This window comes from Qipengyuania sp. R86523, from assembly GCF_044596365.1.
In the GTDB taxonomy this organism is placed as follows: domain Bacteria; phylum Pseudomonadota; class Alphaproteobacteria; order Sphingomonadales; family Sphingomonadaceae; genus Qipengyuania; species Qipengyuania citrea.
In genome coordinates, this window is record NZ_CP138997.1 from 889530 (window position 1) to 915554 (window position 26025).

General features: G+C 56.4%; 21 protein-coding genes. 7 read left to right on the forward strand and 14 right to left on the reverse strand.

The features are described from left to right. Positions 1–310 precede the first annotated feature (310 nt). Complete coding sequence (locus SJY12_RS04330) at positions 311–2194, forward strand: polysaccharide biosynthesis protein (protein ID WP_397506107.1); 1884 nt, start codon at positions 311–313, stop codon at positions 2192–2194. Between the two features lie 67 nt (positions 2195–2261). Here the strand turns inward: SJY12_RS04330 and SJY12_RS04335 are convergent, their stop codons facing one another. From SJY12_RS04335 to pseB, 13 genes are all read right to left on the reverse strand, one after another. Further along, positions 2262–2873: a sugar transferase gene (locus SJY12_RS04335; protein WP_397506108.1), complete on the reverse strand. Its 612-nt coding sequence runs from the start codon at positions 2871–2873 to the stop codon at positions 2262–2264. Between the two features lies 1 nt (position 2874). After that, entirely contained in the window at positions 2875–3762 is an 888-nt protein-coding gene (locus SJY12_RS04340; protein WP_397506109.1) for an NAD-dependent epimerase/dehydratase family protein, read from the reverse strand. Positions 3763–3818: 56 nt separating this feature from the next. Further along, complete coding sequence (locus tag SJY12_RS04345) at positions 3819–4619, reverse strand: glycosyltransferase family 2 protein (RefSeq protein WP_397506110.1); 801 nt, start codon at positions 4617–4619, stop codon at positions 3819–3821. Between the two features lie 99 nt (positions 4620–4718). After that, the gene (locus tag SJY12_RS04350; protein WP_397506111.1) at positions 4719–6032 is read right to left on the reverse strand and encodes a hypothetical protein; all 1314 of its coding nucleotides are present in this window, start codon (positions 6030–6032) and stop codon (positions 4719–4721) included. Then, entirely contained in the window at positions 6029–7252 is a 1224-nt protein-coding gene (locus SJY12_RS04355; RefSeq protein ID WP_397506112.1) for a hypothetical protein, read from the reverse strand. Before SJY12_RS04355 ends, SJY12_RS04350 begins: the two co-directional genes overlap by 4 nt. Positions 7253–7425: 173 nt before the next feature. After that, positions 7426–8718, reverse strand: a complete 1293-nt coding sequence (locus tag SJY12_RS04360; protein ID WP_397506113.1) for a hypothetical protein — start codon at positions 8716–8718, stop codon at positions 7426–7428. Between the two features lie 31 nt (positions 8719–8749). After that, a complete protein-coding gene (locus SJY12_RS04365) occupies positions 8750–9508 on the reverse strand; it encodes a phytanoyl-CoA dioxygenase family protein (protein WP_397506645.1) in 759 nt (252 codons plus the stop codon). A 26-nt stretch (positions 9509–9534) separates the two neighbouring features. Continuing rightward, positions 9535–10590 carry a pseudaminic acid synthase gene (gene pseI / locus SJY12_RS04370; RefSeq protein ID WP_397506114.1) on the reverse strand — a complete coding sequence of 352 codons (1056 nt, stop codon included), beginning with the start codon at positions 10588–10590 and terminating at the stop codon, positions 9535–9537. Further along, a complete protein-coding gene (gene pseG, locus SJY12_RS04375; protein ID WP_397506115.1) occupies positions 10590–12182 on the reverse strand; it encodes a UDP-2,4-diacetamido-2,4,6-trideoxy-beta-L-altropyranose hydrolase in 1593 nt (530 codons plus the stop codon). Before pseG ends, pseI begins: the two co-directional genes overlap by 1 nt. Next, positions 12179–12982, reverse strand: a complete 804-nt coding sequence (locus tag SJY12_RS04380; protein ID WP_397506116.1) for an SDR family NAD(P)-dependent oxidoreductase — start codon at positions 12980–12982, stop codon at positions 12179–12181. The genes pseG and SJY12_RS04380 overlap by 4 nt, the downstream gene beginning before the upstream one ends. 5 nt (positions 12983–12987) lie before the next feature. Next, positions 12988–14619 (reverse strand): aldo/keto reductase, encoded by a 1632-nt coding sequence (locus tag SJY12_RS04385; RefSeq protein ID WP_397506117.1) that lies wholly within the window; start codon positions 14617–14619, stop codon positions 12988–12990. Beyond that, positions 14612–15772, reverse strand: coding sequence for a UDP-4-amino-4,6-dideoxy-N-acetyl-beta-L-altrosamine transaminase (gene pseC, locus SJY12_RS04390; protein WP_397506118.1), 1161 nt, complete (start codon positions 15770–15772; stop codon positions 14612–14614). The genes SJY12_RS04385 and pseC overlap by 8 nt, the downstream gene beginning before the upstream one ends. Then, complete coding sequence (pseB, locus tag SJY12_RS04395; protein WP_397506119.1) at positions 15772–16770, reverse strand: UDP-N-acetylglucosamine 4,6-dehydratase (inverting); 999 nt, start codon at positions 16768–16770, stop codon at positions 15772–15774. Before pseB ends, pseC begins: the two co-directional genes overlap by 1 nt. 469 nt (positions 16771–17239) lie before the next feature. Between pseB and SJY12_RS04400 the strand changes: the two genes are divergently transcribed. The 6 genes from SJY12_RS04400 to SJY12_RS04425 all read left to right on the forward strand — a co-directional run bounded on the left by SJY12_RS04400 (position 17240) and on the right by SJY12_RS04425 (position 23292). Next, positions 17240–17479, forward strand: a complete 240-nt coding sequence (locus tag SJY12_RS04400) for a hypothetical protein (protein ID WP_263607112.1) — start codon at positions 17240–17242, stop codon at positions 17477–17479. Positions 17480–17738: 259 nt separating this feature from the next. Further along, positions 17739–18959 carry an NADP-dependent isocitrate dehydrogenase gene (locus SJY12_RS04405; RefSeq protein ID WP_397506120.1) on the forward strand — a complete coding sequence of 407 codons (1221 nt, stop codon included), beginning with the start codon at positions 17739–17741 and terminating at the stop codon, positions 18957–18959. A gap of 110 nt (positions 18960–19069) precedes the next feature. After that, the gene (locus tag SJY12_RS04410) at positions 19070–20725 is read left to right on the forward strand and encodes a bifunctional GNAT family N-acetyltransferase/carbon-nitrogen hydrolase family protein (protein WP_063505293.1); all 1656 of its coding nucleotides are present in this window, start codon (positions 19070–19072) and stop codon (positions 20723–20725) included. 49 nt (positions 20726–20774) lie between these two features. Next, on the forward strand, positions 20775–22535 hold the full coding sequence (locus SJY12_RS04415) for a cation:proton antiporter (RefSeq protein ID WP_397506121.1): 1761 nt from the start codon (positions 20775–20777) through the stop codon (positions 22533–22535). A gap of 3 nt (positions 22536–22538) precedes the next feature. Then, complete coding sequence (locus tag SJY12_RS04420) at positions 22539–23060, forward strand: hypothetical protein (protein WP_397506122.1); 522 nt, start codon at positions 22539–22541, stop codon at positions 23058–23060. 43 nt (positions 23061–23103) lie between these two features. Next, positions 23104–23292: a hypothetical protein gene (locus tag SJY12_RS04425; protein ID WP_050601058.1), complete on the forward strand. Its 189-nt coding sequence runs from the start codon at positions 23104–23106 to the stop codon at positions 23290–23292. Between the two features lie 5 nt (positions 23293–23297). Here the strand turns inward: SJY12_RS04425 and alaS are convergent, their stop codons facing one another. Then, positions 23298–25955 carry an alanine--tRNA ligase gene (gene alaS, locus SJY12_RS04430; protein WP_397506123.1) on the reverse strand — a complete coding sequence of 886 codons (2658 nt, stop codon included), beginning with the start codon at positions 25953–25955 and terminating at the stop codon, positions 23298–23300. Positions 25956–26025 lie beyond the last annotated feature (70 nt).

The following is a 26025-nucleotide window of genomic DNA, read 5'->3' on the forward strand; positions in this document are numbered from 1 at the left end:
ATATTCTATGCAAGTGCCTGATAGATGCGCAGTGAAGCGGGAAAGTTACGAGCTCCCGCTCCAACACCCGATCAGCGCTCCAGTGCTGCGCGCTTGGATCATCTCATGATAGATTAAACTTCCCGAGGGAGCGGCATGTGAAGGAACGACCAGGCAAATCAAGTCCTGACCTGCTCCACGGGGTTGCCCGCTCGAACCGTTCGGCGTCCCGCTCGGGCCGATCCGGGACCGTCCAGTTGCGCTTAAAAGAGTGCTGCACTATCGCACGCGCTCGATCGCTCGAACAACTAAATTGGTGTGATACCTAAACATGCTCAGTTATTTCAGTCGTCTTTCCTCCCTGGGGCGGCGCAAAAAAATTGCCATTCAAATATTTGTAGACACTGCCTTGGTGGTTGTGTGTTTCTTGGCGGCGATGGTTATCCGTCTGGAAAGTTTAAATTTCCTCACGGATCCGAAAATTTGGCCACCGGTTCTGATCTCAGCCATAATTGCAATTACAAAACTATGGTTCGACGGGCTATATCGGGCTCTTGTTCGCTTCGTCACTGGCAAGGTTTTGACGGCTATCCTTCAGGGCGTTGCGAGCTTCTCCATCGCTTTATTTATAACCAGTAATATACTTTCTGCGGGAATTCCGAGGTCGGTACCGGTTATCTCGGGGATTTTGTTGTTCCTTACCATCTCTAGTTTGCGCTTTGGTGCCCGCCATTTGTTCCGTACACCAATGCAGGTCTCTAAGAAGCCCGTTGTAATCTACGGTGCTGGGAGTGCTGGCCTCGAGCTGTTGAACTCGCTCTTCCATGGTCGTGACTATGCACCAATCGCATTCATAGACGACGACCGGCAATTCCATGGTCTCACAATTAGTGGCTATCGCGTGCATCCCCCGAGCGAGATCCCACGGCTGGCCAATGATTTCGGCGTTAAAGTCGTCCTCTTAGCTATGCCGAAATTAAGTCATTCTCGTCGTAAGGAGATTTTCGCATCTCTCGAGCAGACGAACCTCGAGATCAAAACAATCCCCGCCCTGTCCGACGTTATCAGTGGCAAGGCGAAGCTCTCGGAGCTTCGGAACGTATCAGCGGAAGACTTGCTGGGCCGTGACGCCATCGCGCCGAACGAGGAGATGTTAAAGCGCAATATCGAGGGCAAATCCGTCATGGTTACCGGAGCGGGAGGGTCGATAGGCAGCGAACTCTGTCGCCAGATTCTGCTTCAGAAACCGAAAACTCTAATTTTGTACGATATATCCGAGTATGCGCTCTACTCTATAGAAGGCGAACTCCAGAAGATTCGAGACCGAAGCAGCGTCTCAGTACAAATTGTACCTGTAATCGGTTCAGTACAGCGCGCTAGTCGCCTAATATCCACGATTGAAGAACACGCGGTCGAAACGATTTATCATGCAGCGGCCTATAAGCATGTCCCCCTCGTAGAGGAAAATATCGTCGAAGGTGTCCTGAATAACGTATTTGGCACCCTCGCAGTAGTCAATGCAAGTCATGAGCTCGCCGTCGATAATTTCATTCTTGTATCTACAGACAAAGCGGTTCGACCGACCAATGTTATGGGCGCTACAAAGAGAATTGCAGAACTGATCTGCCAATCGTTCGCGGAGAAGAAAACGGCTACGACCTTTTCGATGGTGCGCTTTGGCAACGTGCTTGGCTCTTCAGGCTCTGTTATCCCACGATTCAGAAAGCAAATTGAAGAAGGCGGCCCCATCACGGTCACTCACCGGGAGATAAACCGATACTTCATGACTATTCCGGAAGCTGCGCAACTGGTAATTCAAGCTGGCGCCATGGCGAAAGGTGGGGATGTCTTCGTTTTGGACATGGGGGAAGCCGTCAGGATTGCAGACTTGGCCGTCACCATGGTCAAGCTCCATGGGCTGACGCCATACCTCGTCGATCACCCCGATGAGATACGCCATGGCACCGGCGATATTCCAATCTGCTTTACCGGTCTTCGCAAAGGTGAAAAACTGTTCGAAGAACTGCTTATTGGGAGCAACCCAAAAGCGACCGAACATCCCAGAATTATGACCGCTGACGAAGTGTCGATGAAGCCTGACGAACTCTCACTTTCGCTGGATGATCTTTTTAAAGCGTGCAAAGAGAATGATCTTCGCCAAGTCCGGAGAATCCTTCTAGAGCTTCCCCTTCAGTATGCTCCATCAGAAACCTGAATTAAACGAACAAGGTTTCCCCTGGTTTAGTTTTCCGAGAGGTCCGCTTGGCTGGCGAGCTCTCTCTTTACTTTCGTTGGAAGACCTTCAAGCCAGTCTGAAGCATGATAGCGATATCGAAGCACAAGCTTTGATTCCTCTGATAGATCAAATCGAGGTGAGCCTTACGCGGTATGCATATGCGTTGGTAAGCAGCATCCGTGGCTGCACCATCTTTACAGCCCTCGAGGATTCTCTGCTCATGTCCGCTATATACCAGCGAGGCCAAACCGGTGATGCCTGGGCGAGATAGCAAAACCTCGCTGTAGATGCGAGGGTTCTTGACGACGTACTCTCGCAAGGGCGGGCGTGGACCGACGAAACTGATATCGCCCTTGATAACGTTCCAGAGCTGGGGCAATTCATCAAGTCTGGTTGCGCGGAGAAACCGACCGCTTGCCGTAATCCTATCGGCCTTATCGCCTCCAGACACGCCACTGTTCTCGGACGCAGGAATCATGGTTCGAAATTTGACCATCATAAAGGCTTGATCAGGCGTTTTCATTCGCTCCGAAATGTAAAACACCGGACCGCCCTCAGAGAAAAAAATCCAAAGATAAATTATCAATAGGGCTGGAGAAAGCGCGACAACCAGAATTGTCGCTAGTAAAATATCAAAATATCTCTTACTTACTTTCATCTCACTTAACGTCCCTCCATTGCCTAACAACTTCTTCAGCGCTGCTCTCGAAGGATTTGAATTTGTACAATGATCTTAGGACATTGCAATCTAGAGTTATTTTTTGGCTCTTGTTTTCCATAATCGGTCGCGCCTTCCACGGAGCGCCCGCCGCGTCTGCCAGACTGATCATTGAAATAGGGTGTGGCGCAGCCAGATTGATAACAGCTGGTAGAGACTGGGCACTCTTCGAGAGGACCTTCAAGACACCCGAAAGGCTTTGAGGCCCAATATAGGATCTTATTGGCCCCTCTCCGTTGGGAAAAATGTCTATTTCTAATCGCGTTTGACTGTCAGCGGCGGCGAGGTTCAGTAGCAGCGCATCCGCCCCTGCCACATTACCGATACGCAAACAGTTGACTTCCAAACCTCGCTCGCGCCACTCCTCGCAACAGGCTTCCATCTCCAATTTAGCCCTGCCGTAATCGCTTACTGGACGGCAGTCGTCAAATTCTCGGAAAGGTTCTCCGCTCTTACTCACTCCATAGACAGCCGAAGACGATGCTACGAGCACTCGCGGTATTTCCACTTCAGAAGCTGCACGAAGGCATTGCTCCGCGACAACCCTATTTGCAGCAAGATCGGCACTACGACCAGGGGTAGCTCCAGCGAGAACGATCATGGCTGAGAAAGGACCACTGGCTTTTACCGAAGCTTCCAAGTCAGCGGCACCCGACGCGGGATCCCAATGCAAGAATGCTTGTCCCACGCGTTCCGCCGCAGAGCAATGTTCCGGGTGCCTGAATTGCGCTACGCAATGCGGTCCGTTGCCTGTGGCTCCGCCCCAACTTGCGACGACTAGTCGCCCTACGCGCCCTGATGCGCCGACGACTACAATCTGACTACGCATTGTTCTTACGCCTCAGTGACAGGCCGTCACTGCGAGATCGGCCGCCGCCCCTAACTTCATGCCCCAACCAACGCATTTCTACGCCCCTTTCGAACACCATTAATAGCATAACAAACAAAGTAGTAGACGGCCTGGGGAAGAGGTAGACCCTCTATATGTCGATAGAGATGCCAAGTGTGCCGAGCGGCGTGCAATTTGTTACTGGAAACAGATCCGGGCCGGATACGATATTGGCCAAGCACCTCCGAAACTCCATGTGCCTCCGGAATGTCCTTCAGGATACGCAGCCAGAGACCTAAATCCTGCCTTTTTCGAATAAGCGGCATTTCGACTTTGCCCGTTTTCTTAGTATCATACATTGCTGTCAGACAGCCAATCACGTTGTTTTTCAACAGGCTACTGTAAGTTGCTGTCTGCGGGACTTCAACGCGTCCAATCCCCGAACCGCTTTCGTTGATCAGGTCAAAACTGGCGTACGTAAAGGCCGCGCCGGTTTCTTGCATAAATGCCACTTGCCGCGCTAACTTGTGGGGCAACCAAAGATCATCGGCATCAAGAAATGCAATATAACGGCCTTTAGCAGCCCGGATTGCAGTGTTCCGAGCAACTGCTGCACCAGAATTGACCGGAAGCTTGATAAGCCGTATTCGGCTCTCACGCTTGGCGAGGGCTTCCACGACCGATTGGGTCGCGTCAGTTGAAGCATCATCGACGATGATATGCTCCCAATTCATATATTCTTGGCTCGTGACGGATAGCAGCGTGTCCGCAACGTACTCGAAAGAGTTATAAGTCGGCGTAATTATACTGACCAGCGGTTCGTCAACGCCGCAGCTTACCTTTCCAACCCGGTTCATTTCGTCACGTCTTTCTGTTTTGTTTTGGGCATTGCATCGCAAGCCACTGCGAATTATCCGAACGCTTCAGTAAGTTCGTAAGGCGCGGAATCAAGGGGATCACAGGAGACGCCTTACGGCATCCGAAACCCGCTTTCCCGCGGAGGTTGTAGACACTTTCACGGTCGCGTCGTATCGCGAGAATTGTTCTTCCCAACTGGCGTCAAAATGCTCGTCGATACCGCTCGCGTTATCCAAGACGCCCCACTCAAACTCAGGTAGAATTCCGCTTTCGACGAACTTGTAATAGTCGCGAGGGATGTCATCCATCCCATCTACGTAGAAAGTCGGCTTGCCGTTATGTAGAGATTCGACTCCAACACCGCTGTTGGGCACGAGTACAATATCGACCTTCTCCAGAAACGCCTCCAAAGAGCCCCCTCGTTCCTGAACCAATATACGCTTAGTACCGTGGACGTCGGGAGCTTCTAACTGGAATCGCGGGTGGCACCGCCAGTAGAGAGTGGAGACGTTCGGATGATCAACAATCTTTCGACTAAACGCGATCAATCGCTCGGTCTGTGGAATTGAACTCAGGCACATACCGACGTTCAAGGTTCGGTTGCGGCTCATCCGGGGACGCATGTAGTCGCTAGCGAAGGGCGGCAGTATCACAATGTCCCCCCCAATCTTCCTATTCTGCTTCTGCGCCGCGAGTTCATACGCTTCGACCGACGCTTGGTCATAAAGAACGGAAAGATCGAAATCGAGCGGAGGAAAATACTCCGTAACCGGGGCATGCTGAACATAGCAAGTCGGGAGACCGTTGCGCTTCGCCATGGCCAGCATAGCCATCACGACAGGAGAATGGTCGGAGGCAACTGACAGCAATCGCACCGAACTCGGAAAAGGATAAAAAGCGTAAAAGAGGTATGCCGCCGTAGCATGTAGAGCTTGCAATTGCGGTAGGGCACCGGAATGGCGTTGTCGCCACAGCGCGCAAGAAGCGCTCCACAGCGATCGGATTCCGATGGCGACAAACAACCGCCTTCGTACTGGCGCCTTACGGCCGGCCCGCCCCATCAGTGCGCGAATGTCCTCGTCGAGGCTCTCATTGAAACGACGGAACGCTTCTTGGTTGTTTCTCGTAGGTCCATACTGAAAAACCGCCTGTCCCTCAGCAGGCTCCTCAAAGTTGCGTCCCCAGATGATGAACAACGCCAACAATGCCATATTCCCGAGCCGCGAACGGCCAAACATGCTCACCGACTTAAAAACCAGACGATTGCGAAAACTCTTCTTGGCTATCCCGGCCTCGAGACCCCGATATACCGCTTGGCCATGGAATGAAAAAACTCGGCTCACCAAGCTGCTTACAGCAAACTTGCTCGACGTCAGCCAATCGGCCCCCTCATTCTGCGGAATGGTACTCATACAGAGATTGAACGCTCATTTTTCCTCAGCACAGACCCCGCGCGAGTTGAGAGAACCAGAAGCATCGCAAGCGCGAGGAAACCGACACTGAAAGGATTGAAATTGTCGACAATTGTGTCGACAACAGCCTGCAATACCACGAGCCCGCCAAGATATACCGGAAGGCCGTAACGCCCACCTCCCATCAATCTATCGAACGCGGTCGCGACCACGTATACGTAGAACATGTGCAAAGGCAGGGAAAGAACTCCCCCGGGGAAGTAGAAAAGGGATCCTAGCAGGCCTGGGGACGCGCCCGCGCCAGTTCCATTGTCGAAGGGGGTGATTTGCAAATAGTTCAGCCTACTGACAGTCTGAAGGGTTTCGTTCACGACCTCCCCGCCGAACAAGATTTCAAGTCGACGGAACGATTGGAATGAAATAATTTCCATCGCCTGCCAGCCGAGCGCAAACGAGTTGTCGAAATTATTGATATGATACGCAAACGTATAGGAGTGGTAAAAAATTCTATTCGCAAACAACTCGACGAGATACTGGAGACCCCCAGATGAAAATCGAGTCAAAGCCGCCTCGATACCGACCTTATTTGCGATCCCAGCAAAGACCACACCCGGCAAGATAATAATTATTGCCGGAAGACCTACCTTTGGGACAAGCGCACGTGCCAGCCGGGCCAGCTCAATCCTTGAGTTTTGAAACAGCGAATAGATTGCAACAAAGGCGTGCACCACATCGTTCGAACTAACAAATGCAAAATACAAGCCCCACACGAAGAGCAGTACGTGATAGAACTTAATTTCTATAACGCTTCTGTTTGACAAAGAAGCAAAAACATAGATTGCGCAGACGGTTTTTAACGCAAAGGTTGCAACCGGCACAATACCGGCAGAGGAGTAACTTTCGGTATGACGAAACGCCGTACTGAAAGTTGCAGAAAATTCATATGCGAGTGCAAAGAATGCCAAAAATACCACGGTTACAACAGCATTGGAAGAAGCGAATTTCGCGAATGGCAGACTCACTCCCAGCCCCCTGCCCATGATTTTCCTCAGCCAATAAAATAAGAAGAGGTAGAGGACTGATAAAATGAAAGGCCAGAAAAAATTTAGATCTCCGCTGAGTACGTACTTAATTTTTAAATCAAAAAGAGCATCAATCATCATCGGGCCAAAATAAAATGCCCCGAAATACAAAAATATAAGCTTTTCGCCGAATGACATTCTCGACCAGAATGAAGTTCGATTCGATAAATTGGATCGTGAGTTGACCCTGAATACATTCGACGTCGCCAAGGCTAAATTGTTCTGCGACATGACTGTTTGTATTCCTCGTTCGGTCTGGCCCTGCGCACTCGACAGTGAAGCAAGTCCGTTCGCCTTAGAACAAAGTGAGTTTACCGCAAGGGGGGCGTGTAGGTGCCGTTTCGATCCAAACGCGGTCGAGAGTATGGAGATGAGAAATTGACGCGGTCGATAGTCAATATCCATGCCACTCCAAGCAACACGAACGGTGGGATAATGACAAAGATACTAACGTGCGCGCCTGTCACTAATAGTATCAGGAGAAGAATCAGGATCGCCATAAGAGAACCATTCAGTACGTATGTCCTGAGCAGCCTGGCCTCTTTCCGCATCCATTGTAGGTAGTCCATATGTGCAGCCAGAACTGCGAAGGTCACCGCGTCAGCAATCAACAAAGGCAGAAGCAACGCGGCAAGCCATGCATCGGGCAGTTCGTGGGGAAGAACAAATAGACCACCAGCTAACCACAGAGGCGCCACGATAGCGGGAAGCGCCAGGATACGCATCATCACTTTATGGCGTAGGCGCTGTACGATAGCGGTCTTTCTAGCGATGGCCTTGCGATACGGGATTTGGAACCGAACATTAAATAGCAGCGCTGCAGCCTGTGCTAACTGTGCGGTGGCCAAATATACGTGCGCATAGTCCGGGAAAAGGCGCGTAATCATGATGCGGGGAATTTGTCTGTAGGACGCTGGCAGGAAACTCGCCGCCAAGAAGATAAGTCTGCGTCGGATTATGTCCAACCCGCTTCGCCCCATCTCGAACATCACGCCGGTCACTTTTACAAATACCAAAGCGGAAACGGCGGCGACAACAACCGCCGAAACCAAAAAGGCTACCTCATAATCGGCGCCGAAGAGATAAAGCCCTACCGGAATGATCATCCAGCCCGATCGCATCAGCTGGACGAGAAACCATGATCCGAACGCTTTGCGGAACTCCAGCATTCGGGAACTTTCATCCGAAAACTTCTCGATAAGGAAAACCATGCAGGTTGCGGACACCAGCAGGCTGCCCATCTGACCATCGAGGATGGTAAGGATCGTCGCCAGAAGGAGAAACGTCGAAGCGATAACTATCGTCAATCCAGAAGCATATTCGCTGGCTTTCGCCTGCTCTGTGCCATCAGTCGATTGATAGTAGGACAGGTGGACGGGAATTGACGATAGCGTCAGCGCAAGCATCGCGACGGGGATTGCCAAAACCATGATGTTCTGACCCGGGACAAGCATGCCCTCCAGAGCAATGGCAAGCGGCCTGATAAGCAGCGGTGCTCCTCGCAATAACAACAGCTTGATTGTCATTGGACGTGCCGGGAACGGGCGTTCTGCGATTGTCGCCATCGTATTGTCCGACCAGCCGCCGAGAAGCCGATCGAACACGACTGAAGATAATAGCTCATCACTGTTCTGGTCAATTCATTTGGGTCGGCGCGCTCAACCCCAGGGCCCTCAACTGGCGCGCGAACTCGCCCTCATGAGGCGAGGTGTAGAGCGTCACAGCATAGCGTGAGCCGCTTTCAATCGGCTTTCCACCGTGAATGCACTTTGTGTCGCACACCAGAAGGGTTCCGGCTCCTGACAATACTTCGACCATGTGGTCGTCCTTGCTCAGGTGGTTCAACCGATATTCTCCGAGCGGGTATTTCTTGCGGGAGCCGAACAGGTTCGTATGCGAACCGGGGAGATATTGAAACGGCCCGTTCTGGTCGGTCACGTCCGTCAGATACCAAATGCACTTGACCTGATGGGAGAACGGCGAATCCCGGTGCAGGCCGCCGCCCGATCCCAAATTACCAACTACTGGCTCCACGCGGTTAGCCATCAGATACCAAGAGCGGACTGTTCGGCCGAGATACTTTTCGATCGCGGTAATCCGTCGTTCAATCTGAAACTCGTCAATCAGACGACCAATGTCCTTCTCGAATCCCCATATTCTAGCGTCAGAACCCGAGCTATCTCGCCAGACTCTGGGATGTGCAGTCACCTCCAGTGTGGCGTCGATACGACTGATTAGCGCTGCACAAACATCTTCCGAAAGGTCTTCTAGCAACGTGAATGCCGTGTCTGCGCGCAGCGCTGCGAACTCTCCTCTAGAGCCTATTGCGTTAGTCCAAATATCGGAAACTAACGTCTTCACTATGTTGTTCGCAATTCTCATGAGGCTTTTCACCAGCGCCAACGTTTGATCGTTACGTATTAAATTGGGTCAAGACATGACCACTCAATCGGTTCGGCGAACTTGATGTCTCGCGCCGCCACCCTCCCGATCAATTCGTCGTAGTGCTTAGGAGCGAGCCCGTAGCCAGGCCGAACCGACCTCATGTTCTCGGCCGAGATTGTTTCGCCCTTCGCAATATCTTTCGCAGCATAAAGTGAGCGACGGAAGACCACATTTCCCGACTCACTGGATTTACGACCGTAATCGACCTCGCCAAGCGCATCCCATGCTGTCCTCACACCAGAACATAGCTGGGCAAGTTCTCCAGGTTCAAGCGAGAAGCTATCGTCGGGCCCACCACCTTTCCTATCTAGGGTAAAGTGCTTTTCGATAATTCGTGCCCCCATCGCGACGCTGGCTATAGCAGTTGTATTATCGATCGTGTGGTCTGATAATCCAGCGACCACCCCAAAACGCTTGATCATGTCGGGAATGGTTCGCAGGTTGTAGTCAGCGGGCGGCGCAGGATATGCGCTCACGCAATGCAGAACCGCCAGTTCACGACACCCGCCCGCCCTGGCGGCATCGATAGCCTCACCGATTTCATCCGCATCCGCCATACCGGTGGAAATGATCATTGGCTTGCCAGTCGACGCAACGTACCGGATCAACGCAATATCGACTGCCTCGAAGCTCGCGATTTTGTATGCAGGCGCTCCTAGGTCCTCCAGCAAATCAACTGCGGAATTGTCGAAGGGCGACGAGAACATCGTAATTTCGTGCGCGCGAGCAGTGTCGAACAGTTCCTTGTGCCATTCCCACGGGGTATGCGCCTCTTCATATAGATCGAACAGACGCCGCCCATCCCACAGTCCACCACTAATCATGAACTCAGGACGGTCGCTATCTAAGGTAATCGTATCAGGACGATAAGTTTGTAGCTTGATAGCATCCGCGCCTGCAGCCTTGGCCGCGGCTATCAACTCCAGTGCAGCATCGATTCGTCCGTTATGGTTCGCTGACAGCTCCGCAATAACATATGGCCGATGGTCGGCACCAATCTTTTGGCCAGCTATTTCGAGAATGTTTGCCATTATCCGATCGCTCCAGTGACATTGGGCTGATGTTCACCCAGTGCCTTGTACAGTTTTACAAATTTCCCATCACGCTCTCCTTCACGAAAGCCGCAGCTGCCGAAAAGCTTGAAAGATGCTATGTTTTGACGGTGGACTAAAGCGCAGATCTCGCGGAAACCCTTCGAGGCGGCGAAGTCCATTCCCGCGATCAAGAAAGCTTGCGCAAGCCCGCGGCCTCGGAGTTCGGGCGCAATCGAAATGCTTATTGTTGCTGTACGGCGTGCTTTGCCATTAAGGTCGAAGCGAATGTGTGCCGCGGCACTCCCTTCGAATTCAATAATCAGCATGAGCCTTTGGGTGTCTCCTAACGCATCACTAAACCACTCAAGGTGCTCTTGGTAAGGTACTACCGAGTCCGACTTATAGAATTGGGTAGCACCGCCTGCGTGCCTCCACTCCCAAACCACCTTGGCATCGCTGATTTTGGCCTCGCGTACATGCACCAGGCGGGAGATAATATGGGAAGCTACGCGCGCCGATCCACGGCCATCAACAAGGTCTGCGGCGGACGTCGACAATCGCGCTAGTTTATCACTTCTAAGGAGATCTTCCAAAGTTTCCAGAAGTCGATTTTCCCATCCCGCAACGCGCAAATCTCCCAAGTCGATAGCGATGCCTGAATTGCCCAACGCTAACGCAGCAGCTTTTTGGTTGTCGGCGATACTCAGGAGCAAGCTGGGCACTCCCAAGCAGCAACGTTCCCAAACGCTACCTCCGGCCGCCCCGATCGCGAGATCCATATCGACGAATAATGCGGCCATTTCGGCTACGCCCGATAATAGCTTAGCATCGATTGGCGACCTAGCAATGAGGTCCCGAACAGCGTCCTTGTTGGGAGCAGAATGGCCTAAGACTACTGTTACATCCAATTCATCTCGGATCGGCGAATTGCTAAGCACCGTCAAAATCCGACCGGAGCTATTGTCAATGTCCGTGCCCCCCATTGAGATGAGGAGCTTCATCGGCTTTGCGATTTCCCGGCGGCGAGCCAAGCTCTTCGGGCGGTTTGCCTTGAATTCGGGGCGAAGCAACGCAAAGGTCGGTCCCATAAGACACTTTGTACCGCCTGCTACTAGGCCATCGTAATCAGTTACAGCCCTCCCGAAATTTTGATCTAGTAATAAGTCACACTCATATCGACGATTTGCGAGATCATCGATTACCATTAAGGAGCGATCAGAGCCAACCTTGCGGTGCCAAAGATAATCTAGAGCATAATGATCTACGATGATCATGTCCGGACAAATCTGGTCGACAATATCTTTAGTCTGCTCTGCATCAATTGACTGAGGTTGCCCGAGCCAGCTTGCATAATCGATTTCTGACCCGAGCTGACGCTTTGCGGCAGCGACCGCATCCAGAACATAAAGCCCATGACCGTGATCGACAATTCGATCATTCGAATTGCCTGGATGGCTTCGCGTTACAAACGTGCAAAATGAACCGCGCTCGCTAAGAGCATCGGCGAGTGCAAGGCAACGCATAACATGGCCACTACCGATTTGGTAAGAAGCGTCACATCGGAACACGACATGCATTTGGCCGCTCACCAACTCGTCCAGCCGCCATCGACGCTCAGGATGGCCCCGTTTACGAACGATGATGCCTCCGAAAGCAGGAAAATGACAGGGCCGCTCAATTCTTGTGCATCTCCAACTCGGCGCATCGGAACGCTTAGGGCCAGCCGATCGACAAACCCTGGGTCCGCTCCCCGCACTACGTCGGATGGGAAGGGACCGGGGGCCAAAGCATTTATGCGGACAAACTCGTGACCAAACTCACACGCGGCGTATCGGGTGAACTGAATCAAGCCTGCTTTAGCCGCTCCGTATGATGGCGGGTTGGTTTGATCAGGGTGTCCATAATTTCGGTGAACTGGGCTAACCAAACCATACATCGAAGCAACGTTGACGACCGAGGCATACCCAGATTGAGCGGCGGCTTGTCGAAGATTAGGAAGGCCTGCCCTTATCAAACGGTGCGCAGAGGTCACTGTCACCTCGTAAGCCTCACCGTAGGCCGTTTCCGTTAGCGTCTCAATCGTTCCGCCTCGGCCAGAGAATGCATTGTTGACGAGGCCATCTAATGGAGCGCCATCGAGGTCTTCGAAAAAACGCGCAACTTGCTCATCATCGGTAACGTCAAATGCCGCCGCGCTCGCCGAGAAGCCAAGTTCTCTTACTTCTGCCGCCATTGCTAGACATTTCTCGGGGCTTCTTCCGTTCACGAATACATGAGCACCGGCCCGGGCCAAGTCGCTGACCATCGCGCGCCCCAGATATCCGTATGCCCCAGTTACCAATATACTCTTGCCCGTAAGCGAGAACAGCGATTTACCGCGTGGTTGCATCTGTTTTACCTTGCCAGCCAGCGTGACGGATCGGCCGTCTCTGGTGCCAACTGAGGGCGTGAAGCATCGACGTAATCGAGCTCCTCCGCGGTCAGCGCTGGGTTTCGAGCTAATTCGAGATTTTCTGTAAGCTGAGTAAGATTGTCGGCACCAACGACAATCCCGTCGATCCATTCCTGAGCCTGCGCCCAAGCCATACAGAGGTCCGCCGCGTTCTGACGACGAGTATGGGCTAAGGCTTTAGCCATCCAGGACCATATACCTTCAGGTTGATGGACATGCGCCCTCGCCCAATCGCCAGGATTGCGGGAGAGTAGAAGTCCTTGTAAGAAAATACTTCGAACGTGGACGCGCAAACCACGTTCTTGGCGCGCTGCAATCAATTGCGGAATATGACGTTTCCAACGATGATCCACCAGGTTGCAAGGCAGCTGAATATGATCGACATTCTCAGTAGAAAGAGCCAGTTGCAGCTCGTCCGGCGTTTGAACAGAGGCACCTAAAGTTCCTATTACGCCCTCTCGTTGCATTCGGCATAGCTGCGACCACACCGCGCCGCCGGCGACGGTCAGGTGCTGAACACGGTGCACCAATAACGTGTCCAGGCGCTCCAGACCCAATGCCACGCAAGATCGCCATACCGAACACTCCGTGGCAAGACGCCACTCTGATTCCTGACTTTGCGCAGAAAGTCCCACCAACGGATCGAGTTTCGTGATAACCTCGAACCGCCCTCCCCACCCTTCAGCCAGCACCCGCCCAATGACGGCTTCACTGGTCCCGTAGACACGTGCGGTATCAACGGCAGAAACACCTTCTCCAATTGCGCGCTTGATCATGAACTCTCGTTCGCTGTCAGTGCCTAATTTCGCCCGCGAAACTCCGTAATCGAGACCTAACTGCGCGGTACCCATAACGATTTTCGGCACAGGGCGCTGGGACGAAGGCTGGTACGGCCCGGTCTTCGCCGCCTCGACTAAATCCAACCATGACGCATACTCCGCATTCGGTACGCCTTCGAACACGTCCCTCAAGGTCATGTAGTCGTCGAGAGAATCCACCGTGACGCGATACCCACTCAATTTCAACGCACTGCGTCCCAAAAATGGTTCGCTGCCATATCGGGAAATCACGCCACTTGTGACGTGCTCTCTCGCGGAGCCCGCCGCATCGCGTGCGATTGCGCGGAGGCAACGTGCCCGGGTCATCTCGATACTCACACCATACGGAAGTCCGGATGCGGGATCTGTGGTCGTGATGTACTCCAGTCCCCGATCGAGGAATTCACGCTTTACCTCGTCGATCAGTGCACCGTCCGGTACCGGATTGTCGGCTGTCAGCCGAATAATCACAGCATCGTCTGAATAATCAGCAATGGCGGATAAAAACCGACTTAGAACGTCGTCAAGCGAGCCGCGGAAGACCTCGACACCATGGTCGGCAGCCTCCTTCGCTAGCGCGTCATCGGCGCTTTCCCTTGAGGTAGCCAAGATCACTCTACTACCAGTGTTCGCTGCTCGCTTTGCCGCCAAAATCGCCATTGGCATCCCCGAAAGAGGTAAAAGCGATTTGGCTGGCAAACGTCTTGATCCGGTCCGAGCCTGAATTACGACCACACTTTCGGTCGAGCTATTCATCACAAACTGCTGATGCAACGGCGCTTATGACCTTGCTCTGCTCCACGTCATCGAGAGAATGGTAAAGCGGAATACTAATTGCACGAGAGTAATATTCTTCCGCCACGGGGAAGTCTCCCACATCAAACCCCAAGTCGCGATAGTAGGGCTGCAAATGTACCGGGATATAGTGGATGTTCACGCCTATCCCTTCGTCTCGTAAACGTTGAAAAACCAAACGATGCTGATCAGAAGCAGGATTTAAGAGCCGTATTATATAGAGATGGAAAGATGACCTCGTCTGCGCCTGTCGGCCTGGCAGAGCGAGGGGAAGCTTAGTGAGCTCATCATCATAGCGATCAGCCAACGCGTTTCGTCGGTCGACGAATTGGTCCAATCGGTCGAGTTGACTGAAGCCCAGTGCTGCTTGCAGCTCGGTCATGCGATAGTTCCAGCCTAGTTCGATCTGCTGGTAGTACCACGGACCATCGGGAGACTGGGTCATTTGGCCCGGATCTCGGGTAATGCCATGACTTCGAAGGAGAGCCATTTTCTGAGCCAACTGCTCGTCATTGGTGACAGCCACCCCGCCCTCCGCCGTAGTCACGATCTTCACCGGGTGGAAGCTGAAAACTGTTACATCTGAATACAGACCTGCGCCGACTGGAAGCCCTTCATACTCACCTCCGATAGCGTGACTAGCGTCTTCGAGTATCCGTATCCCGAGTGGACGTACCAGATCAGATATCTCTTTCATGGCCGCTGACTGGCCGCCCATATGGACAGGTACAATTACCTTCGGCAATCGACCGGCCGCCTTAGCTTCCTCTAGCTTAAAAGCGAGAGCCTGAGGCGACATGTTGAATGTGTCGGGATCAATATCAACAAAATCGACGTCCGCACCAACATACCGCGCACAGTTCGCCGAAGCAACGAAAGTAATTGGGGACGTCCAAAGCAGATCCCCCTTACCCAATCCGAGAGCAGACACCGCTATGTGCAAAGCGGAAGTTGCAGAGTTAACGGCAATCGCATGCCGAGCAGACACTTTGTGAGCCAAGGCTTCCTCGAACCGCGGCACCATGGGGCCTTGGGTAAGGAAGTCAGACTTTAGAGCACGAACTACTGCTTCGACATCCGCTTCCGAAATATCCTGGCGTCCATAGGGGATCATCAGAAAGCACCCAGCTTCTCTTTATTTCGCTCGACCCATGCTCGAAGCTCATCTTGCCTCATCCACTCGTCATTAGTCTCGCTCGAATAGACAAAATCGGCGTCCACCTTCCGCCCATCTTTGATCCGTTCCTGAGAAGTCGCCCAATCGTTGATTGACGGAAGGATCTTAAAATGCTCGTCGTACTCGAAGGTAAAAGGCGCATCTTCGATACCAATCATCTGCTCGTGCAACTTCTCACCAGGCCTCACCCCAATTATTTCTTGACGAGCACTGGGCGCCACTACCTGAGCAACATCAGTTACTTTCATCGAGGGTATCTTTTTCACATATATTTCGCCTCCGATCATGTCTTCGAAGGCATGCCAGACCAGTTCGACGCCCTGCTCCAGAGAAATCATAAACCTAGTCATCCGCGCATCGGTGATTGGCAAAACGCCAGTATCTCGGATCGACATAAAGAAGGGAATGACGGACCCACGCGAACCCATAACATTGCCATAGCGAACGACACTGAAAGCCGTGTCATGCCCCCCCGAATACGCATTACCTGCCACAAACAATTTGTCGGATGCGAGCTTGGATGCCCCATAGAGATTAATAGGCGACGAGGCCTTGTCCGTGGATAGGGCCACAACTTTCTTGATTCGCTTGTCGATACACGCATCGATCAAATTCATCGCGCCGATGACGTTGGTCTTGATGCACTCAAACGGGTTATACTCAGCTGTTGGAACAATCTTGGTCGCAGCCGCATGAACTACATAATCGACCCCATCTAATGCACGATAGAGTCGCTCTCGATCACGAATATCACCAAGGAAAAAACGAATTCGAGGATCGTCCTTGAAAAGTTTCGCCATCTCCCACTGCTTCATCTCGTCTCGCGAAAGGATAATGATCTTTTTGGGATTATGACGCGCTAAAGTCATTGGCACGAATGCGTGCCCGAAAGACCCCGTGCCACCTGTTACAAGTATCGTCGAATCCGACAGCATTTCTTGTCCTTTGCCGAAAGTGCAACTTACGTCCTCGACGACCTGGCCGAGAACCGAGAATCCAGTCCTCGAAGCCCTTAAAGCGCGCCTCATAAGAAGGCAAACCTGAACCCATCCGGAGCTCGGTGGGCTACCTCAATGATGACTGGCCGCCCGGCAACCCGCTAGCTGATGAGGCGGAGATGCGCTTACCAAGGGACGGCCATACCTTAAGCCCCCCATCCTCAAGCGCTCCTGCTCGTCAGGATAAGCAATTCATGAGATGTGGCGCTCCGGCTGCTCCAGTCGTGACCTCTTCAACAAAAGGCACTGTGGCGCAATAGCATCGAAGGAGCAGCATTCACTCATCTGAGTAGCAACCAGCCTAAAAGGGGGTTGCGGCCAGCAATCTCATCATTTAGGTGGGGGAACGAATACGGGCGCGGCCGGCGCGTCAAATGTGCGTGTCGGTTAAGAAACTGAATTCACAATGGAGAACAAGATGATTGCGAAGAAGATTCTCATTTCGGCTTCGGCCGCTGCTATGGCGTTCGCGCCGGTTGCTGCTTCGGCTGCTCCGGTTGCCGTCGAGCGTTCGTCGGCTTCGGCTAAGGACACCTCGGAACTGGGCGGCGCTGGCCTGATCATCGCCATTCTGGCGGGCATCGCTGTGGTTGCCGGCGTCATCATCGCTGCCGATGACGACGACGACACCCCCGTAAGCGTCTAAGTTAGTCTTAGAACTTAAAGAGCCGGTCGCGGAGGTTTGCTTCGCGGCCGGTTTTTTCGTGCGCGCTCCGAAAGCGTTTCTCGAGTCGCACGCTTCGGGATGGCCGCTAGAGTAGAATGAGCGGCCACGAACCGCCAACGCGATTCGCCGGCAATCCTATTCACGCAGCCACTGCGGTCGAAGCCGGCCCGGGTCCCTTGCCCTCGGCCATCGCTCTGCTATGGCGCGCGCAACACTTTATCGAACGAACAGGATACCCATGGCGAAGATCAAGGTTGCGAACCCGATCGTCGAACTCGACGGCGACGAAATGACGAAAATCATCTGGCAGTGGATTCGCGAGCGGCTGATCCTGCCTTATCTCGACGTCGACCTTAAGTATTACGACCTTTCGATCGAGAAGCGCGACGAAACCGATGACCAGATCACGATCGACGCGGCCAATGCGATCAAGCAATATGGCGTGGGCGTAAAATGCGCCACGATTACCCCCGACGAAGCCCGCGTCGAGGAATTCGACCTCAAGAAAATGTGGGTCAGCCCCAACGGCACGATTCGCAACATCCTCGGCGGCGTGGTCTTCCGAGAGCCGATCGTGATCGACAACGTTCCGCGCCTCGTCCCCGGCTGGACCGATCCCATCGTCGTCGGCCGTCACGCTTTCGGTGACCAGTACCGCGCGAAGGACACGCTAATCCCCGGCCCCGGCAAGCTGCGCCTTGTCTTCGAAGGCGAGAATGGCGAGAACATCGATCTCGACGTTTACGAGTTCCAGAGCTCGGGCGTCGCCATGGCGATGTACAATCTCGACGACAGCATCCGCGACTTCGCGCGTGCCTGCATGAACTACGGCCTCGACCGCGGCTGGCCGGTGTATCTGTCGACCAAGAACACCATTCTCAAGAAGTACGATGGCCGCTTCAAGGATCTGTTCGAGGAAGTGTTCGAAAGCGAATTCAAGGACAAGTTCGCCGAAGCGAACATCACCTACGAACACCGCCTGATCGACGACATGGTCGCCGCCGCGCTCAAGTGGAGCGGCAAGTTCGTGTGGGCCTGCAAGAACTACGACGGCAACGTCCAGTCTGACGTGGTGGCGCAGGGCTTCGGCTCGCTTGGCCTGATGACCAGCGTGCTGATGACGCCCGATGGCAAGACCGTGGAAGCCGAAGCCGCGCACGGCACGGTTACCCGCCACTATCGCCAGCACCAGGAAGGCAAGGCAACCAGCACCAACCCGATCGCCAGCATCTTCGCCTGGACTCGGGGCCTGATCTATCGTGGGCGCTTCGATAACACGCCTGAAGTCGTGAAGTTCGGCGAGACGCTGGAAAAGGTCTGCATCAAGACCGTCGAGAGCGGCAAGATGACCAAGGATCTCGCGCTGCTGATCGGTCCGGACCAGAGCTGGATGACCACCGAGCAGTTCTTCGAAGCGATCGTCGAGAACCTCGAGAAGGAAATGGCCAAGCAGGCCTGAAGCCTTCGACCCATTTCGTCATTGCCCAGCGATTGACGTAAGAGACCGGGATCGGCGTGACGCCGGCCCCGGTCTTGTCGTATGGGCCGCTCAAACAGACAGGAATCACCATGGCCAGACCGCCACAGAAAAAGCGCATCTCGCGGCGCAAGGGCACCGAGAAGTTCGGCCAGCGCCGGCTCGAAGTGCGCAATGCGATGATCAAGGACATTCCCGGCATCGCGCATCTCGTGCGCCGGGTGTACGAGGACATGCCTGCCTATACGCACGGCGAGATCCGCGGCCAGATCAACAATTTCCGCGAAGGCTGCTTCGTCGCGCTGCTCGACGACGAGATCGTTGGCTATTGCGCGACCATGCAGCTGGCCGAAGCGCTCGCCTTCCAGCCGCACGACTGGGACGAGATCACCGGCAATGGTTACGGCAGCCGCCACGATCCGACCGGCGACTGGCTTTACGGCTACGAAATGTGCGTCGATCCCAAGGTGCGCGGCGTGCGCATCGGGCGCCGGCTTTACGAAGAACGGCGTGCGCTGGCGGAAGAAAAGGACCTGACCGGGATCGTATTTGCCGGCCGTATGCCCAATTACCGCCGGTTCCGCCGACGGGTCGAGGGCCCGCAGGAGTACCTCGACAAGATCGTCGAGGGCAAGCTGCACGACCCCGTGCTGCGCTTCCAGCTGGCTAACGGGTTCGAACCCGAGCGGATCATGCAAGGCTACCTGCCCGAGGATAAGGCCTCGATGGCGAATGCGGTGCTGATGGTCTGGCGCAACCCCTATGTCGAGCGCGACCAACCGGTGAAGCAGCGGCTGCCCCGCGGGGTCGAAGCGGTGCGTGTCGCGACCTGCCAGCTGCAGGCGCGCCAGGTGGCCGACTACGACGAGTTCATGCGTGCAGTGCAATATTTCGTCGATGTCGCAAGCGATTACGAGGCGGACTTCATCGTCTTTCCCGAGCTCTTCACGCTTATGCTGTTGAGCTTCGAGGAGAAGGAACTCTCGCCCGTCGAGGCAATCGAGCGCTTGTCCGAGTATACCCCGCGGCTGCGTAACGACATCTCCGAGATGGCGATGCGGTTCAACATCAACATCATTGCCGGTTCGCATCCGACGCGGATGGAGGATGGCGACATCCACAATGTCGCTTACGTCTGCCTGCGCGATGGTGCGGTGCATGCGCAGGAGAAGATCCACCCCACCCCCAACGAGCGCTATTGGTGGAACATCAAGGGCGGCGACAAGGTCGAAGTGATCCAGACCGACTGCGGCCCGATCGGGGTGCAGATCTGCTACGACAGCGAGTTCCCCGAGCTGTCGCGGCGCCTGGCGGACGAAGGCGCGCGAATCATCTTCGTGCCCTTCTGCACCGACAGCCGCCAGGGCTACCTGCGCGTGCGCTATTGCGGACAGGCCCGCGCGATCGAGAACCAGTGCTTCGTCGTGCTCAGCGGCAATGTCGGTAACCTGCCCAATGTCGCGAACATGGATATCCAATATGCGCAGAGCTGTATCCTGACGCCCTGCGATTTCCCCTTCGCCCGCGACGGAATCGCCGCCGAGGCGAGCGAGAATGTCGAGACGCTGACGATCAGCGACATCAATCTCGCCGATCTCAGCTGGGCGCGCGCCGAAGGGACGGTGCGCAATCTCGCCGATCGTCGTTTCGACCTCTACCGGATTGAATGGGACGAGGACGGCAAGCACCCGGGCAAGCCCCGCCCGCGCCGTGAACCGCTCGGCCCCGCTCATCCGGGTGGGGGTTAGCGCGGATCGCTTCGTGACAGCCTGACACGGCGCGGTTACGGAAGGTCCCATGGCATCGGCTGAATTCGCAAGTCCGGCAGTATCCGACGCGCTGGTCATCCTCGGCGCGGCCGGCCTGGTGATCCCGGTGTTCACGCGCTTCCGCGTGACGCCGATCATCGGTTTCATCCTGATCGGCATCCTCGTGGGGCCCTATGGCCTCGGGCGGCTGGTGTTCGAGCACCCCTGGCTCAATCACATAACGATATCCGATCCGGAGGCGCTGGAACCCTTTGCCGAATTCGGCATCATCCTGCTGCTGTTCACGATCGGGCTCGAGCTGAGTTTCAACCGGCTGTGGCAGATGCGCAAGCTGGTCTTCGGACTCGGCGCGATGGAGCTGCTGGTGATCGGCAGCTCGCTGGCGATCGCCCTGTCGATGATGGGGCAGTTCTGGACCGGTGCGCTGGCGCTGGGCTTCGCGCTGGCGTTCTCGTCCACCGCCATCGTGCTGCCGATTGCCGGCACGCATTCACCGGTCGGCCGGGCAGCGCTGTCGATGCTGCTGTTCGAGGACATCATGATCGTGCCGATCATCTTCCTCCTCGGCGCCATGGCCCCCAATGCCGCGGGCGAAGGCTGGGAAGGCATGCTCACCACGCTGTGGCAGGGCGGGCTGGTCATCGCCGCGATGATGATCCTCGGCCGCTTCGCCCTGCCCCGGCTGTTCGGGCAGGCTGCGCGCACCAAGAGCCCCGAACTGTTCCTTGCCGCGTCGCTGCTGGTGGTGATCGGCGCGAGCCTGGCCACCGCGGCGGTCGGACTGTCGCCGATCGTCGGCGCGTTGATCGCGGGCCTGCTGATTGCCGAGACCGAATACCACGCCGAAGTCGAAACGATCATGGAGCCGTTCAAGGGCCTCGCGCTCGGAATCTTTCTGATCACCGTGGGCATGAGCATCGACCTCCAGACGATCTGGGAGAATTTTGGCCTGATCGCGACCGCGGTGCTGCTGATCCTGCCTTTCAAGGCTCTGGTGACCGGCATGTTGCTGCGCATGATGGGTGCGCGGCGCAGCACGGCGGCGGAAACCGGCATTCTCATGGCCAGCCCGTCCGAAACGACGCTGATCATTCTGGCAGCGGCCAGCTCGGCGTTGCTGATCCAGCCCGGTACCGCGCAGTTCTGGCAGATCGTCACCGCGATCGGCCTGACCGTCACCCCGCTGCTTGCGCGTCTCGGCCGGGTCATCGCCCGACGGGTCGAACCCGTCCCCGAACTGCCCGAGGATACGGCCGACGAACCCCGCGTGATCATCGTCGGCGCGGGCCGTGTCGGCCTGCTCGTCGCGCAGATGCTCACCGCGCATGACAAGCCCTATATCGCGCTCGATGCCGACCCGGACCTGATCGAAAGCGCCAAGCGCGGCGGTTTCCGTGCGACTTTCGGCGATGCCGCGCGCGGCGATTCGATGGACCGGCTGGGTATCGAGAACGCGCTGGCGGTGGTGCTGACGATGGACGAACCCGTTCTCGTGCAGCGCCTTGTCGCCAAGCTGCGCCGCGAACATCCCGACCTGCTGATCGTGTGCCGTGCGCGCGACGTCCAGCATGCGGCCCAGCTCTACCGCGCAGGCGCGAGCCACGCGGTACCCGAAACGCTCGAAAGCTCGCTGCAGCTGTCCGAGGCCGTGCTGGTCGATATCGGCGTCGCAATGGGCCCGGTGATCGCCTCGATCCACGAGAAGCGCGACGAGTTCCGCGGACAGATCGAGCAGGAAGGCGCGCTGGCCTACAAGCCAAAGCTGCGGACCAGTACGACCGAGGCTTAGCCGATGGCCACAAGGCTGGAATCCAGTTCGGATTGCACACGCTGCGCAGCGCTGTGCTGTATCGCCTACCCTTCCGAGAACATGCCGGGTTTTGCCGCCGCCAAGGAAGCGGGCCAGCCCTGCCCCAAGCTTGGTCATGACGGTCTCTGTACGATCTATGCGGACCGCGCGGAACAGGGCTTTGCCGGCTGCCTCCGTTTCGAATGCTTCGGCGCGGGGCAGCATGTCGTCCAGACCCTGTTCGAAGGGCGCGACTGGCGCGACGACCGGGAATTGCTGGGGCCGATGATCGAGACATTCCTCGCCATGCGCCCGGTGAGCGATCTGGCCTTCCTGGTAAGTCGCGCGCTCGCCAGCGGGCCCGACCCGGACACGACCGTCCGGCTCGAAGCGCTCCAGGCTGAACTGGCGGAAATAGCCGCGTCGCGCGAGACGCTGCGCAAATCGGCCCGCATTGCGAAGGCCCAATCCGACGTCAGGCAGGTATTTGCCGCGCTCGATCCGGACGCCTTGCGGAATTCATGAACTTCCGGCTGGCCCATGCGTTGGTGGGGCAAAGGAGAAAGACATGAGCAACCCCGACCCCACCAAGCCGACGCCGAACAGCGAGAAGTTCAAACCGCAGAACGTGCAGGATCCGGTAAGCACGGTCGAACCGCCGACTGCCAATGCCGACAAGCCCGCCGACACGGGCGGTCAGGACCTCCCGCGCGGCAGCCAGTCCGAAGTCGGCCGCAAATCGCGCAACCGTAGCTAAGCAACCTATCCGGCGGAGAGTTTGCCGCGCACCGCGGCGATAGCTTCGTCGGCCTTGGCACCGTCCGGACCGCCCCCCTGGGCCATGTCCGGGCGGCCGCCGCCACCCTTCCCGCCCAGCGCCTCGACTCCGGCACGCACCAGATCGACCGCGCTGAAGCGTTCGGTCAGATCGTCGGTAACGGCCACCGCAAAGGCGCCCTTGCCATCATTGACCGCACAGATAGCGGCGATGCCCGAGCCGATCCGGCCCTTGGCCTCATCGAGCAGCGGGCGCAGGTCCTTGGGATTAAGCCCTTCAACCACCTGACCTGAGAATGTGACGCCCCCGACTTCTTCGTCGGCGGGGCCGGATTCGCTCGCGCCGCCGCCACCGAGCGCAAGCGCGCGCTTGGCTTCGGCAAGTTCCTTCTCGAGCCGTTTGCGTTCCTCGACCAGTGCGGTGACGCGCGCCGGCGCCTCGTCGGGCGAAGTCTTGAGCGCGCCCGCGATGACCCGCACCGCTTCGTCGCGCGCGACAAGCCATTTGCGCGCTGCTTCGCCGGTCAGCGCCTCGATCCGCCGGACACCCGAACTGACCGCGCTTTCGGAAACGATCTTGAACAGGCCGATATCGCCGGTCGCCTTCACATGCGTACCGCCGCATAGCTCGACCGAATAATTGCGCCCTTCGCCGACCGTGCGGCCCATCGAGAGGACACGCACTTCGTCGCCATACTTCTCGCCGAACAGCGCCAGCGCGCCCGCAGCCACCGCATCGTCGGGTGTCATAAGCCGTGTGCCAACCTGTTCGTTGGCACGGATTTCCTCGTTCACCTCGACCTCGATCGCCGCGATATCGTCATCGCCGAGCGGCTTGGGATGCGAGAAGTCGAAGCGGAAGCGGTCTTCGGAAACCAGCGAACCCTTCTGCGTGACATGATCGCCGAGGCGATTGCGCAGCGCTGCATGGACAAGGTGCGTCGCGGAATGGTTCGCCCGGATCCGGTCGCGCCGTTCGGCATCGACTTCCAGGTGGACCGCGTCGCCGACCTTGACGGAACCGCCGGCAATCCTGCCGACATGCGTGTGCAGCCGGCCCAGCGGCTTGTTGGTGGTCTCGACTGCGAATTCGAAGCCTTCGGGCGTCCATATCCGCCCGGCATCCCCGGTCTGGCCGCCGCTTTCGCCATAGAACGGCGTCTGGTTGGTCAGAACGACCACCTCGTCACCGGTCCCGGCCGAATCGACCTGCGCGCCGTCCTTGACGATCGCAACGACCTCGGCTTCGCCGGTGGTCGAATTGTAGCCCGTGAACTCGGTCGATCCCTGCGCATCGGCGATATCGAACCAGACCTCTTCGCTGGCCGACTGGCCCGAACCCTTCCACGCCGCCCGGGCAGCCGCCTTCTGCTGCTCCATCGCCGCATCGAAGCCGTCCTTGTCGACGGTGATGCCGCGGCTGCGCAGCGCATCTTCCGTCAGATCATAGGGGAAGCCATAGGTGTCGTAGAGCTTGAACGCGGTCTGCCCGTCCAGCGTCCCGCCCTCGCCCATCGTGCCGGTCGCCTCGTCGAGCAGCTTGAGGCCCTTGTCGAGCGTGCGGCGGAACTGCGTTTCCTCGCGTTCGAGCACCTCTTCGATCAGCGCCTGCCCGCGTTGCAGTTCGGGATAGGCCTGGCCCATCTCGGTGACGAGAGCGGGCACGAGACGGTGCATCAGCGGTTCGCTCGCGCCGAGCAGGTGTGCATGGCGCATGGCACGGCGCATGATCCGCCGCAGGACATAGCCGCGGCCTTCGTTCGAAGGCAGGACGCCATCGGCCATCAGGAAGCTGGTCGAGCGCAAGTGATCGGCGATGACCCTGTGGCTGGCGGTGCTCTCGCCTTCGGCCTTCACTCCGGTCAGCCCCTCGCTCGCCGCGATCAGGTTCCTGAAGGTGTCGGTGTCGTAATTGTCGTGCACCCCCTGCATCACTGCGGCGATGCGTTCGATCCCCATGCCCGTGTCGATGCTCGGCTTGGGCAGGTCGCCGACGATCTGGTCGTTTTCCTGCGTGAACTGCATGAACACGAGATTCCAGATCTCGACAAAGCGGTCGCCGTCCTCCTCGGGTGATCCCGGAGGGCCGCCCCAGATATGGTCGCCGTGATCGTAGAAGATCTCCGAACACGGCCCGCAGGGGCCGTCCGAGCCCATCGCCCAGAAATTGTCCTTCGTCGGGATGCGGATGATGCGATCGTCGGCGAAGCCGGTCAGCTTCTTCCACAGGTCGAAGGCCTCGTCATCGGTATGGTAGACGGTGACCAGCAGCCGGTCCTTGTCGAGGCCCCATTCCTCGGTCAGCAGCGTCCAGGCATGCAGGATCGCCTGCTCCTTGAAATAGTCGCCGAAGCTGAAATTGCCGAGCATCTCGAAGAAAGTGTGGTGCCGCGCGGTGTAGCCGACATTGTCGAGATCGTTATGCTTGCCCCCGGCGCGGACGCATTTCTGCGCGCTGGTGGCGCGCGGCGCGGGCGGGGTTTCGAGCCCGGTGAACGAGTTCTTGAACGGCACCATGCCGGCGTTGACGAACATCAGCGTGGGATCGCTGAAGGGGACGAGCGGCGCACTGGCGACTTCGGCATGCTCGTGGCGTGCGAAATAGTCGAGGAAACTGCGGCGGATGTCGTTGGTCGAAGTCATGACCGGGCAGTTAGGCAATCGGCGCGCGGGCGACAAGCGCGAATGCCCGGCCAGACTGTGCATGAGAGAC